Source organism: Streptosporangium sp. NPDC002721 (assembly GCF_042888905.1).
Taxonomy (GTDB): Bacteria; Actinomycetota; Actinomycetes; order Streptosporangiales; family Streptosporangiaceae; genus Streptosporangium.
This window is the reverse complement of the sequence record NZ_JBIAQI010000002.1, coordinates 161,116-174,041: the sequence shown is the minus strand read 5'-3', so window position 1 is coordinate 174,041 and position 12,926 is coordinate 161,116. Positions and strand designations below refer to the sequence as shown.

9 protein-coding genes are annotated in these 12,926 nt (G+C 72.6%); 4 read left to right on the top strand and 5 right to left on the bottom strand.

Translation table 11 applies throughout. The features are described 5' to 3' along the window. Positions 1 to 293: 293 nt before the first annotated feature. Genes meaB through ACFYWM_RS02965 form a run of 4 tightly spaced genes read right to left on the bottom strand, consistent with a single transcriptional unit; the run spans position 294 to position 6,390 of the window. Positions 294 to 1,280: a methylmalonyl Co-A mutase-associated GTPase MeaB gene (gene meaB / locus ACFYWM_RS02980; protein ID WP_389907804.1), complete on the bottom strand. Its 987-nt coding sequence runs from the start codon at positions 1,278 to 1,280 to the stop codon at positions 294 to 296. Next, positions 1,264 to 3,672, bottom strand: a complete 2,409-nt coding sequence (scpA, locus tag ACFYWM_RS02975; protein ID WP_389907802.1) for a methylmalonyl-CoA mutase — start codon at positions 3,670 to 3,672, stop codon at positions 1,264 to 1,266. Before scpA ends, meaB begins: the two co-directional genes overlap by 17 nt. Next, positions 3,669 to 5,612 carry a methylmalonyl-CoA mutase family protein gene (locus tag ACFYWM_RS02970; protein WP_389907800.1) on the bottom strand — a complete coding sequence of 648 codons (1,944 nt, stop codon included), beginning with the start codon at positions 5,610 to 5,612 and terminating at the stop codon, positions 3,669 to 3,671. Before ACFYWM_RS02970 ends, scpA begins: the two co-directional genes overlap by 4 nt. A gap of 10 nt (positions 5,613 to 5,622) precedes the next feature. Further along, positions 5,623 to 6,390 carry a TetR/AcrR family transcriptional regulator gene (locus ACFYWM_RS02965; protein WP_389907798.1) on the bottom strand — a complete coding sequence of 256 codons (768 nt, stop codon included), beginning with the start codon at positions 6,388 to 6,390 and terminating at the stop codon, positions 5,623 to 5,625. A gap of 152 nt (positions 6,391 to 6,542) precedes the next feature. On the opposite strand from ACFYWM_RS02965, the gene ACFYWM_RS02960 reads away from it, so the two are divergent. Genes ACFYWM_RS02960 through ACFYWM_RS02945 form a run of 4 tightly spaced genes read left to right on the top strand, consistent with a single transcriptional unit; the run spans position 6,543 to position 11,991 of the window. Beyond that, positions 6,543 to 8,189 carry an ABC transporter substrate-binding protein gene (locus tag ACFYWM_RS02960; RefSeq protein ID WP_389907796.1) on the top strand — a complete coding sequence of 549 codons (1,647 nt, stop codon included), beginning with the start codon at positions 6,543 to 6,545 and terminating at the stop codon, positions 8,187 to 8,189. Continuing rightward, positions 8,186 to 9,121: an ABC transporter permease gene (locus tag ACFYWM_RS02955; protein ID WP_389907794.1), complete on the top strand. Its 936-nt coding sequence runs from the start codon at positions 8,186 to 8,188 to the stop codon at positions 9,119 to 9,121. Before ACFYWM_RS02960 ends, ACFYWM_RS02955 begins: the two co-directional genes overlap by 4 nt. Further along, on the top strand, positions 9,114 to 11,015 hold the full coding sequence (locus tag ACFYWM_RS02950) for a dipeptide/oligopeptide/nickel ABC transporter permease/ATP-binding protein (RefSeq protein ID WP_389907792.1): 1,902 nt from the start codon (positions 9,114 to 9,116) through the stop codon (positions 11,013 to 11,015). Before ACFYWM_RS02955 ends, ACFYWM_RS02950 begins: the two co-directional genes overlap by 8 nt. Next, positions 11,005 to 11,991 (top strand): ABC transporter ATP-binding protein, encoded by a 987-nt coding sequence (locus tag ACFYWM_RS02945; RefSeq protein WP_389907790.1) that lies wholly within the window; start codon positions 11,005 to 11,007, stop codon positions 11,989 to 11,991. Before ACFYWM_RS02950 ends, ACFYWM_RS02945 begins: the two co-directional genes overlap by 11 nt. Here ACFYWM_RS02945 and ACFYWM_RS02940 read toward each other — a convergent pair. Continuing rightward, positions 11,984 to 12,751: an N-acetylmuramoyl-L-alanine amidase gene (locus ACFYWM_RS02940; protein ID WP_389907788.1), complete on the bottom strand. Its 768-nt coding sequence runs from the start codon at positions 12,749 to 12,751 to the stop codon at positions 11,984 to 11,986. The two genes, ACFYWM_RS02945 and ACFYWM_RS02940, sit on opposite strands and share 8 nt — an antisense overlap. Positions 12,752 to 12,926 lie beyond the last annotated feature (175 nt).

Genomic DNA, 12,926 nt, shown 5'->3' with positions numbered 1-12,926 from the left:
AATCGGGGACCGCTCGGCCGGCAATCCTGGAACGCTCCGGACCTCCTCGCCTGTCTCATTCTGCGTTTTACACGATAAAGCGCATCACATCACAACATTAGTTAATCTTCGCACGAAGTATCACATGACCCACTAGAAGTGATCAAGCTCGTATAGAATATAAATCTTGCTACTTTCGGACACGAGCCTTGTTAACATGCGCTTAACGTGAGCGCTTTAATGGCGGATCGGGACGCCGATCAAGCGATGACCTGGCGTGACCCACAGTGACGGCGGGCTCGCGCCCGGGGCCGTCAGCCGTCCTTGGTGAAGGCCGCGAGGATGCGCTCGGCGGCCAGCGACGGGGTGAGCGCGCCGTCCCGGACCTCGTCCTCCACCTCGGCGACGATCGCCGCGACCTCGGGGTGCTCGCGCAGCCGGGTGAGCAGCCTGTCGGTGATCAGGGCCCAGGTCCAGCGGACCCGCTGGCGGCGGCGGCGCTCGGCGAGCTCCCCCGAGGCCTCCAGGCCGTCGCGGTGCAGGACGACCTGCCGCCAGAGCTCGTCCAGCCCGTTGCCGGTGAGCCCGCTGCAGGTCAGCACCGGGGGCGTCCGCTCCGCGCCCAGCAGGCGCAGCGCCCCGGCGAGCTCCCTGGCGGCCTTTCGCGCGTCCAGCTCGTGGGGGCTGCCCTCGGAACCGTCGGCCTTGTTGATCGCGATCACGTCGGCCAGCTCCAGCACCCCCTTCTTGATGCCCTGGAGCTGGTCGCCCGTCCTGGCCAGGGTGAGCAGCAGGAAGGTGTCGACCATGTCGGCCACCGCGGTCTCGGACTGGCCGACGCCGACGGTCTCCACGAGGACGACGTCGTACCCGGCCGCCTCCACCACGACCATCGCCTCGCGGGTCGCCCTGGTGACCCCGCCCAGGGTGCCCGAGGTGGGCGAGGGGCGGATGAAGGCGTCCGGGTCGACCGCCAGGCGCGACATCCTGGTCTTGTCGCCCAGGATGCTCCCGCCCGTACGCGTCGAGGAGGGGTCGACGGCGAGCACCGCCACCCGGTGACCCTCCCCGGTCAGCCGGGTGCCGAGAGCGTCGATGAACGTGGACTTGCCGACGCCGGGCACGCCGGTGATGCCGACCCTGCGCGCCGCGCCGCCGAGGGGGGTGAGCTCGGTCAGCAGCCGCTGGGCCAGGTCCCTGTGGTCGGCCCTGGAGGACTCCACCAGCGTGATCGCCCGTGCGATCCACGCCCTGGAGCCCTCCTTCACCCCCTGGACGTAGTCGTCAAGGGTGCGCGTCATGGCCCGGCCGGGTGAGAGCGTCCGTGTCATGACCCGGCCGGGTGAGAGCGTCCGTGTCATGACCCGGCCGGGTGAGGGCGTCCGCGTCGTGGCCCAGCCGGGTCAGCAGGTCCGCGAGCAGCCCCCGGGCGGCGTCGGCGATCACGGTGCCGGGCGGGAAGATCGCGCTCGCGCCCGCCGCGCGCAGCGCGTCGAAGTCGCCCGGCGGGACGACCCCGCCGACCACGATCATGATGTCGTCCGCGCCCAGCTCGGCCAGCGCCTCGCGGAGGGCGGGGACGAGCGTGAGGTGCCCGGCGGCCAGCGAGTTCACGCCGACCACGTGCACGTCGGCCTCGACCGCCTGGCGGGCGACCTCCTCGGGCGTCTGGAACAGCGGGCCGACGTCCACGTCGAAACCGAGGTCGGCGAACGCCGTGGCGATCACCTTCTGGCCCCGGTCGTGGCCGTCCTGGCCCATCTTCGCCACCAGGATGCGGGGACGGCGGCCCTCCAGGCGCTCGAACTCGGCGCAGGCCGCGCGGACTCCGTCCACGCCCGATCCCACCTCCTCGCGGTAGACCCCGGTGATCGTACGGATCTGCGCCGCGTGCCGCCCGAAGACCCGCTCCAGCGCGTCGGAGATCTCCCCGACCGTGGCCATCGCGCGGGCCGCCTCGATCGAGAGCGCGAGCAGGTTCCCGTCGCTCGCGGCGCCCTTCGTCAACGCCGTGAGCGCCTCCTCCACCCGGTCGGGGTCGCGCTCCTCGCGCAGGCGGCGCAGCTTCTCCAGCTGCTGGGCGCGCACCGAGGTGTTGTCGACCTTCAGCACCTCGATGGGCTCGTCGGTGTCCAGCCGGTACTTGTTGATCCCGATGACCGGCTGGCGCCCGGAGTCGATGCGCGCCTGGGTGCGGGCGGCGGCCTCCTCGATGCGCAGCTTCGGCAGTCCCTGGTCGATCGCCCTGGCCATGCCCCCGGCGGCCTCGACCTCCTGGATGTGGCCCCAGGCCCTGGTGGCCAGCTCGTGGGTGAGCCGCTCGACGTAGTAGGAGCCGCCCCAGGGGTCGATCACCCGGCAGGTGCCCGACTCCTGCTGGAGCAGCAGCTGGGTGTTTCGGGCGATCCGCGCGGAGAAGTCGGTGGGCAGGGCGAGGGCCTCGTCGAGGGCGTTGGTGTGCAGCGACTGGGTGTGGCCCTGGGTGGCGGCCATCGCCTCGACACAGGTGCGGACGACGTTGTTGTAGACGTCCTGGGCGGTGAGCGACCAGCCGGAGGTCTGCGAGTGGGTCCGCAGCGAGAGCGACTTGGGATTCTTCGCCCCGAACCCGGACACCAGCCGCGCCCAGAGCAGCCGCGCCGCCCGCAGCTTGGCGACCTCCATGAAGAAGTTCATGCCGATGCACCAGAAGAACGACAGGCGCGGCGCGAAGGCGTCGATGTCCAGGCCCGTCCCGACGCCCGCCCGCAGGTACTCCACCCCGTCGGCGAGGGTGTAGGCGAGCTCCAGGTCGCAGGTGGCCCCGGCCTCCTGGATGTGGTACCCCGAGATCGAGATCGAGTTGAACTTCGGCATCCTCTCGCTGGTGTACGCGAAGATGTCGGAGATGATCCGCATCGAGGGGCCCGGCGGGTAGATGTAGGTGTTGCGGACCATGAACTCCTTGAGGATGTCGTTCTGGATGGTCCCGGCGAGCTGCTCGGGGGCCACCCCCTGCTCCTCGGCGGCCACGACGTAGAGCGCGAGCACCGGGAGCACCGCGCCGTTCATGGTCATCGACACGCTCATCCTGTCGAGGGGGATCCCGTCGAACAGCTGCCGCATGTCGTAGATGGAGTCGATGGCCACGCCCGCCATGCCGACGTCCCCGGCCACCCTCGGGTGGTCGGAGTCGTAGCCCCGGTGGGTGGCCAGGTCGAAGGCGACCGACAGGCCCTTCTGCCCGGCGGCCAGGTTGCGCCGGTAGAAGGCGTTGGACTCGCTCGCGGTGGAGAACCCGGCGTACTGGCGGATGGTCCACGGCTGGTTGACGTACATGGTGGGGTACGGGCCGCGCAGGAAGGGGGCCGCGCCGGGATAGGTGTCCAGGGAGTCGAGCCCGGCCAGGTCGGCGGCGGTGTAGAGCGGCTTGACGTCGATCCCCTCGGGGGTCTCCCACACCAGCTCCCCGGGGTCGCTCCCGGTGGCCTCGCGCACCGACCGCGCCCAGGCCACCAGGCCGGGCTCCGGGTCCACCGCACCGGAATGCGGGGCCGCGCCGGGCTCCGGGGTCGCGCCAGGCTCCGGGGCCGCGCCGAATTCCGGGGCCACCGCGCCGGGATCTTGAACCTCCTGGCCGGGCCGGGTCGCCGCGCCGGGATCCGGGGCGGCCGGCCGGGGGCCGAGCTCGATGCCGGAGAAGTCGGGAATCATCGAGCCACCCCCAGGTCCTCGAAGGTCGTCCGGAGCACGCCGAGCGCGTCGCAGCCCGCGTAGAGGTTGGCGTCCACGCCCTCGAACTCTCCCTTACCCGCCAGCCAGACCTTTACCGCCCCCGCGCCCCTCAGCGCGGCGGCCACCGCCTCGGCGTGCCCGGCGTACAGCCGGTCGCTGGAGCACAGGCAGGCGACCTTCGCGCCGCCCGCGGTGAACGCGGCGGCGATCTCGCCGGGATCGGTGGCGGCGCCGCCGGTCACGGTGGCGATGCCGCCCGCCTGGAACAGGTTCGCCGCGAACGACGCCCTGGCGGTGTGCGCGGCCACCGGGCCGATGGTCGCCAGGAAGACCTTCGGGCGGGTCTTCTGGGCGTCGGCCAGGTCGCGCAGCGCCTCGAACTCCTGCGCGTAGTGCACCCCGGTGCTCCCGGCGGCCCTCGCGGCCCCCTCGGCGGGCCTGGCCCGCCTGCTCAGGGGCTTCTCGGCCAGGTCGGGGAACTCGCTGACGCCGGTGATCGGGTCGTGGCGCCTGGCGATCGCGGCCGAGCGCCGCTCCCAGGTGGCGGCGAGCCGTCTCGTGACGAACCCGGAGGCGAGGGCGTCGGCCATGCCCCCGGCGCGCTCGATCTCCTGGAACCACGTCCAGGCGCTGCCCGCCAGGTCCTCGGTGAGCCGCTCCACGTAGAAGGAGCCTCCGGCCGGGTCGATCACCCGGGCCACCCCGGCCTCCTCCACGAGCAGCGACTGGGTGTTGCGCGCGATGCGGCGGGCGAAGGCGTCCGGCAGGCCGAGCCGGGCGTCGAAGGGCTGCACGGTCACCGCGTCGGCCCCGCCGGCCCCGGCCGCGAAGCAGGCGAGCGTGGTACGGAGCATGTTCACCCACGGGTCGCGGGCGGTCATCATGGCCGAGCTGGTCACCGCGTGCTGTCGCTGCGCCGCGCCGGGGGCCCCGGAGACACCGGAGACACCGGAGACGCCGCACACCTCGGCGACGCGCGCCCACAGCCTGCGGGCGGCCCGGAGCTTGGCGATGGTGAGGAACTGGTCGGCGGTGGCGGCGTACCGGAACTCCAGTTGCCCGAACGCCTGCTCCATCGTCAGGCCGGCGCCGACCAGGGTCCGCAGCGCGGCGACCCCGGCGGCGACCGAGCAGCCGAGCTCCTCCGCGTCGCCTCCGCCCGCCTCGTGGTACGGGGTGGCGTCCACGACGACCGCCCTGAGCCCCGGGTGGTCCCTCACGCAGCGGCGGGCCAGCTCGACCGCGGTCCGCGCGTCGTCGAGGGCGTCGGCGCCCAGGCTCCCGGTGAGCCTCACCGTCCCGTCGCCGGCCGCGGGGCCGGGCGCGCGGCCGGGGTCACCGGAAACCACCCCCGCGCCGTCGCCACCGGAAAGCGTCCCCGGCGCGCCGCCGGGCACCGCCGTTCCCGCGCCGCCGGGCGCCTCGGCCGCGTCGCCGGAGGACGCCGGAACCTCCCGCTCCCCGGCCAGGGTGAAGAGCGCCTCGGCCGCCTCGCGGGTCCGCTTGCCCGCGTCGAGCGTGATCGAGACCAGGTCCAGGTAGACCCGCTCCAGGGCGCGGGGCAGGTCCTCGGGGGCGAGGGTGAGCCACAGCGAGGTGACGCCGTTCTCCAGGTCGGCGAGGATCGCCTCCGGATCGGGCACCTCGTGGCGCTGCCGCACCTCCCAGCCGCCCTCGGGGCGGGAACCGCGCACGTAGGGGGCGGCTCCGGGAAGGCCCGGATCGCCGGGCAGGTCGGACGCGTCGTAGATCGGCGCGATCGTCACGCCGTCGTGGGTGGTGGAGGCCAGCTCCTCCTCGGGGGAGCCGGTCTCGACACCGGACTTACGCAACACCCCGAGCGCGAGCTCCCGCCACCGGTCACGGGTGACCGGTGGGAACTCGGCGGCCGTTCGAGGCTCCTCAGGCGGCACCGTCATGCACCGGATCCTAAGCGCCGTCCCGCCGGACGCCTCCCCCGGGTTCGTGACGGACACCAATATTGGGGTCAACAGTGGGTGCGGTAGGGGGGTCGGTGGATCGTTCCGAAAAGGGCCCCGAAGAAGCGGGGGGATCGCCGGGCGACGCCGCGGGGTCCTTGCGGAGCAGCCGCAGGTATCCGTACGAGAAGGCGACGAGCACGTCGACCACCTCCTCCAGGTCGGGGTAGCGCCCGTCGATGTGGCCGATCGCCATCGCGTCGCTCAACGCCCCGATGCCGTCGGCGACCATCTCCAGGCGGCGCCGGTCGCTCTCGCCGCCGTTCGGGAAGCCGAACGAGGCCAGGTCCGCGACCAGGTGCGCCCGGTAGGCGCCCGCGCTCTCGACGGCGAACTCGTGGAACGGCGACGAGGGGTCGTGCCGGGCGCGCAGGCCCAGGCGGAACAGCGCGGGGTGCCGGCAGATGGCCTCCAGCGGTATCCGGAAGGTCTCGCGGTGGCGTTCCCGGTCGCTGGGGGCCTCGCGCGCCCGGCGCCGCGCCTCGCGCATCGCCCCCCGCAGGCGCTCCCCCACCCGGTCTCCGAGCGCCCGCAGCAGCTCCTGCCGGTCCTTGAAGTGCACGTAGAAGCTGGACTGGGCGATCCCCGCCGCGCGGGCGACCCTGACGGTGGTCAGGCCCGCCTCCCCCTCCTCGTCGAGGATGGTGAACGCGGCGCGCATGAGGCGGCGCCTGGTCAGGTCCTTGGCCTCGCTCCTGGTCAGGGGGGTGCTTGTCACTGCCGCCTCACTTTCCGTTCGCCGATAATCCTACCGGCGAGGTTTCGCGAGCATCCGGCGCAAACAATCGCCTTGAAAGGCTTGTGCGATTTTTCGCCGATAGTACTATCGGTGAAATTGCTCTCGGGGGGATCTACCGGGAGGAGACATACGTGAAGCGTCTGACGGTTTCCACGGCGTTGCTCACCTCGCTGGCGCTGGGGCTCGCACCCGCGCTGGCCGCGTGCAGCGGCGAGCGGCCCGTCGCGCCCTCGGACCGGGCGGCGGCACCCGCCGCCGGGGCCTCGCCGGTGCGGGGCGGGCGCCTGGTCTACGGCCTGGGTGCCGACGCGGCGGGCTTCAACCCCGTGACCGACCAGTTCGCGGCCGTGAGCTACAGCATGGCCGGGACGATCATCGAGACCCTGGTGAGCGTGAGCGCCTCCGGCGAGTGGAAACCCGTGCTGGCCGAGTCGCTGACCCCCAGCAGGAACGCCGACGAGTGGACGATCAAGGTGCGCCCGGGGATCACCTTCTCCACCGGCGAGCCCCTGGACGGCAAGACGGTCAAGGCCAACCTGGAGGCGCAGAAGGCGTCCCCGCTGACCAGCGCGGCGTTCACGCCGGTCGGCTCCTTCGAGCTGGTCGACCCCATGACGGTGAAGGTGAAGCTGACGGGCCCCTGGGTGGCCTTCCCCTACCATCTCGCCACGCAGATCGGGATGGTGGTCCCCGCCTCCTCCCTGGCCGATCCCAAGGCGGCGAGCCGCAAGCCGGTGGGGACCGGGCCGTTCGTCTTCAAGGAGTACACGCCGGGCAGCCGCATGGTCGTCACCAGGAACCCCTCCTACTGGCGCAAGGGGCTGCCCTACCTCGACGAGGTCGAGTTCCGCGTCCTGCCCGACACCCAGACCCGGGCGCAGACCCTGGAGGCGGGCGGGATCGACGCGATGGGCACCACCCGCGACGACGACATCCTCAAGTTCGGCGCGCTCAAGGACGCGTACACGGTCAAGCGGGCCGCGGGCATGGCGGTGCCCGAGTACATGTTCATGCTGAACACCGCCGTGCCGCCCTTCGACGACCTGCGCCTGCGCCGGGCCCTCGCCCACGCCACCGACCGGGCGGCGGTCATCTCCACCCTGCGCGGCGGGCTCACCCAGGAGGCCGACGGCCCCTGGTCGAAGGACTCCGGCTGGTACGCCCCCGGAGGCGACTACCCCGCCTACGACCTGGAGAAGGCGAAGGCCCTGGTCGGCCAGGTCGAGGCCGAGAAGGGACAGATCTCCTTCGAGGTGGTCACCCCGCCCGACCCCAACACCATGCAGGGCATCGAGCTGGCCCAGGACATGTGGCGCAAGGCCGGGGTGGAGGTGCGGATCAGGCAGGTCGACCAGGCCGACCTGGTGAACCGGGCCGTCACCGGCGACTTCCAGGCCACCGTGTGGACGCAGTTCTCCGCCTCCGACCCCGACGGCGAGTACGTCTGGATGCACCAGAACTACGCCCGGCCCGTCGGGAGCGTCTCCCTGAACTTCAGCCGCCTCAAGGACCTGGAGCTCAGCCAGGCCCTCGACACCGGCCGGAGCAACCCCCAGGACGACGTCCGCAAGCAGGCCTACGCCACCGTCCAGCGGCGGCTGCGCGAGCTCGTCCCGTACGTCTTCGTCGACCACCTCAGCACCGGAGCGGTGATCGCGAAGACGAAGGTCGGCGGGATCGGCGAGCATCTCCTGCCCGACGGCGACAAGGGCGTGCCACTCACCGGCGCCCCCATCCCCTACCACCCGTTCTCCCAGGTCTGGGTCGGCAACCCGTGATCCTGGCCCGGCCGGCCCGGCTGGCGCTGGTACTGCTCGTCGTCACCTTCCTGTCGTACGCGCTGCTCAACCTGCTGCCGGGCGACCCGACCACGCAGATCCTCGGCCTGTCGGCGAGCGAGGAGGCGCGGGAGCGGCTGCGCGCGGAGCTGAACCTCGACGACCCGCTGATGGTCCGCTACCTGGACTGGCTCGGCGGCCTGCTCACCGGCGACATGGGGACCTCCCCCATCACGAGCGTCCCGGTCGCCGAGGCCCTCGCCGAGCGGCTGCCCGTCACCCTGGAGCTGCTGGTGGCCGCGCAGCTGATCGCGCTAGGGCTCGCCGTGCCCGTCGGGGTCGCGGCGGCCCGCCGGGCGGGCCGGGCGCTCGACCAGGCGCTCACCGCGCTGAGCTTCGCCCTGCTGTCGACCCCGGTGTTCGTCCTGGGCGTGGTGCTGATCCTGGTGTTCGCCGTCGAGCTGCGGCTGCTTCCCGCGACCGGCTGGACCCCGATCTCGCTCGACCTGGGCTGGAACCTCACCTCGGTGCTGATGCCCGCCGTCACCCTGGGCTGCGGGCAGATGGCCGTCTACGCGCGGCTGCTGCGGACCGACCTCATCGCCACCCTGCAGGAGGACTACATCACCCTGGCCCGCGCGCGGGGCCTGTCGCCCCGGCGCATCCTGTGGCGGCACGCGCTGCGGCCGTCCGCGATCTCCCTGGTCACCGCCGTCGGGCTCAACCTCGGCGCGCTCATCGGCGGAACGGTGATCATCGAGACGCTCTTCGGGCTGCCCGGCGTCGGGCGGCTCATCGTCGAGTCCATCTTCTCCCGCGACTACCTGACAGTGCAGGGGGGCGTCGTGCTGATCTCCATCGGCTACGTGCTGGTCAACTTCGCGGTCGACCTGGTCTACGTGGCCGTCGACCCCAGGATCCGGCGTGCCTAGGCGGCTGGGCAGGGGGTTCTGGATCTCGGCGGCCTGGATCGGCCTGGTGCTCGCCGCGGCCCTCGCCGCCGACGTGCTGCCGCTGCCGCGCTACGACGCGACCCTGGTCGGCCCGCCCCAGGCCGGACCGAGCCTCGCGCACCCGTTCGGCACCGACGGCCTGGGCCGCGACGTGCTCAGCAGGGTCGTGTACGGCGCGCGGGTCTCGCTCGGCGTCGGCGTCGGCGCGGTGCTGCTCGGCCTGCTGGTCGGCGCGCCGCTCGGCATCGTCGCCGGGTACCGGGGGCGGGCGACGGACGCCGTGATCATGGCGGTCAACGACGTCGCGCTCGCCTTCCCCGCGCTGGTGTTCGCGCTGGCCGTGGTCGCCTTCGCCGGGGCGAGCCTGACCAACGTGCTGATCGTGCTGGGGGTGCTGGGGGTGCCCGCCTGGACCAGGCTGATCCGCGGCGCCACCCTGTCGTTCTCCGGGCGGGAGTTCGTGCTCGCGGCCCGCGCCCTGGGCGCGCGGGACCGGCGGATCCTGCTGCGGGAGATCACCCCCAACGTGGCCGTGCCGGCCGCCTCCTACGCCTTCATCGGGATGGCGATCGCCGTGGTGGCCGAGGGCAGCCTCGCCTTCCTGGGGCTGTCGGTCCAGGCGCCCACCCCGACCTGGGGAGGGCTGATCAACGAGGGCCGGGCGGTGATGGACGGCGCCCCGCACGTCGTGCTCGCCCCCTCGCTCGTCATGTTCCTGACCGTGCTGTCGTTCAACCTCGTCGGCGACCGGCTCAGGGCTCTGACCGACGTACGGCAGAGCGGCCTGGAGCCCGTGCGGCGCGGCACCGCGGTCATCGGGGATCCGCCCGTCGCCGAGGATCCGGCGGAAGGGGAGGGAGCGCTGCTGCGGGTCCGCGACCTGCGCACGCACTTCGTGACCGCGCGGGGCGTCGTGCGGGCGGTCGACGGCGTCTCCTTCACCCTGGAGCGCGGCCGCACGCTCGCCGTGGTGGGCGAGTCGGGCTCCGGCAAGACGATGCTGATCCGCTCGGTGCTCGGCCTGCTGCCCGGCGCGGGCGTGCTGCGCGGCGGGCAGGTGCGCCTGGAGGGCCGCGACCTCACCACCCTGTCCCCGAAGGAGCTGCGCGGGGTGCTCGGCACCCGGCTGGGAGCGGTCTTCCAGGATCCGATGACGGCGCTCAACCCGGTCAGGACCGTGGGCACCCAGGTGATGGAGCCGCTCAGGGTGCACCTGGGCCTGAGCCGCAAGCGGGCGCGGGAGGCGGCCGTCGAGCTGCTGGCCTCGGTCGGCATCCCCGAGCCCGCGCGGGCGCTGCGCCGCTACCCGCACCAGCTCTCCGGCGGCATGCGGCAGCGGGTGACGATCGCGATGGCGCTGTCCTGCGGCCCCGACGTGCTGTTCGCCGACGAGCCGACCACCGCGCTCGACGTCACCGTCCAGGACCAGGTGCTGCGGCTCATCCACCGCCAGCGCGAGGAACGCGACATGGCGATGGTGCTGGTCAGCCACGACCTGGCCGTGGTGGCGCGCTGGGCCGACGAGGTCGTCGTCATGTACGCGGGCAAGGTGGTCGAGCGCGGGCCCGCGGAGGCGTTGTTCGAGCGCACCCGCATGCCGTACACCGAGGCCCTGCTGCGGGCGGTGCCCCGGCTCACCGACCCCGCCCACCACCCGCTCCAGCTCATCCCCGGCCGCCCGCCCGACCTGGCGGACCTGCCCCCGGGGTGCGCGTTCCACCCCCGGTGCCCGTACGCGCGGGAGCGGTGCGCCACCGAGGCGCCCCCGCTGGCCGAGGCCGAGACCCCGGGTCACCTGTACGCCTGCTGGTACCCGGAGCGGGTGGGCTCCCAGGACACGAGGATCGAGAGGGTGGACACCCGTGGCAGGTAGCGGAAGCGCCCATCTCCGTCCCCCCGAGCAGGTGCTGCTCCGCGTCGAGGACCTCGTCGTGGAGTTCCCGGCCGGGCGCGGGCGGCGCGTGCACGCCGTCTCCGGGGTGAGCTTCGACGTGGCCAGGGGCGAGACGCTCGGCATCGTGGGCGAGTCGGGCTGCGGGAAGTCGACCGCCGCGCGGGCGCTGATGCAGCTGCCCGCGCCCCTCGGCGGCTCGGTGAGGCTGGACGGCGTGGAGCTCACCGGCCTGCGCGGCGAGACGCTGCGCAGGACCCGCAGGCGACTTCAGATGATCTTCCAGGACCCGATCTCGTCGCTCAACCCCCGGCGCCGGGTCCGCGACATCGTCGCGGAGGGGCCGCGCGTCTGGGGGACGGGCCGCGACAGGGTCGACGAGATGCTGGAGGCGGTGGGGCTCGACCCGGCCACCGCCGCGACCCGGCGCCCGCACGAGTTCTCCGGCGGGCAGTGCCAGCGGATCTCCATCGCGCGGGCCCTGGTGCTCGACCCCGAGGTGGTGATCTGCGACGAGCCGGTCTCCGCGCTCGACGTGTCGGTGCAGGCCCAGATCCTGAGCCTGCTGGAGGAGCTCAAGAGGCGCTACCGGCTGACGCTGGTGTTCATCGCCCACGACCTGGCCGTGGTGAAGAACATCAGCGACCGCGTCCTGGTGATGTACCTCGGCAAGACCTGCGAGCTGGCCTCGGGCGACACCCTGGTCGGGCGGCCCGCCCACCCCTACACGCGGGCGCTGCTCGCCTCCGTGCCGCGCGGTGGCCTGGACCTTCCCCCCGCCGACCGGCTGATCAGCGGGGAGCCCCCGTCCCCGGTCACCCCGCCCAGCGGGTGCCGCTTCAGGACCCGCTGCCCGGTGGCGACGCCGAGGTGCGCCGCCGAGGAGCCGGTCATGCGGCGGATCGGCCCAGACCAGTGGGTGGCCTGCCATCACCCGCAGGGGGTGGCGGTCAGCTGACGGGCTCCTGCCAGGCGGCGTCCCAGGTGGCGCGGTCGACGGCGCCGGTGACGGGCAGCCCCTTCTCCTTCTGGAACTTCTTGCAGACGTCGCCGGAGCCGGGGCCGTACAGGCCGTCGACGTCGATCGCCCAGCCCCGGTCGCGCATCCGGCGCTGCCAGGTGCGGACGTCCTCGCCCTTCATCACCGGCGGCTGCTTGAGCGTACGGCCGGGGAAGGAGGGGTGCGGCTCCGGCGGGTCGGGAGCCCCGCCGGGACGGGGTGCGCCCCGCTTGACCCATGCGTACAGCGGCTCGCCGGGGCAGCTGGTCGAGTAGCCGTCGCGGTGCCCCTTGATCTCCTTGCCCGCGCCGCCCTTGTCCCTGAGGTATTCGATGGCGTCCAGGATGCCGTGCAGGACGCCGTCAGTCGGCTTGGTGAAGCCCGAGGAGCCGACCAGGCCGAGCACCGCGTAGTGGGCGCTGTTGAGCCCGGCGCCGTTGGCGGCCGGGACGTGGTGCGCGCCCCGGCCCTCGAAGACCTTCCGGTGCGGGCAGACCAGCATGGAGTAGCCGACGTCGATCCAGCCGTTGCCGTCCATGTGGTGGTTCTGGATGGACTTCACCAGCGCGACGCACTTGGCGTGGTCGTTCACGATGTCCGGGCTGACCTGGCCGCCCGTGTAGTGGACCTTCACTCCCCTGGTGGAGTTGAGCTTGCCGTAGGAACCGCGCGGCTGGCGGGCACCCCACTCACGGCGAGTAACGAGATCGATGGCCACGAACGTCTCCACTGTCTGAGTGATATTGCCCCACCGGAGCGTAATGGTTGACACGACACCGTATGAGGCCGTTAAACCAACTCATCCCTTGGCACGAGCGCTCCTGATGATCGTCGGGCAGCGAAACAGCCATCCTTCTAACCCCTGCCGGACGTCCTAAACCGTTCACCCACGA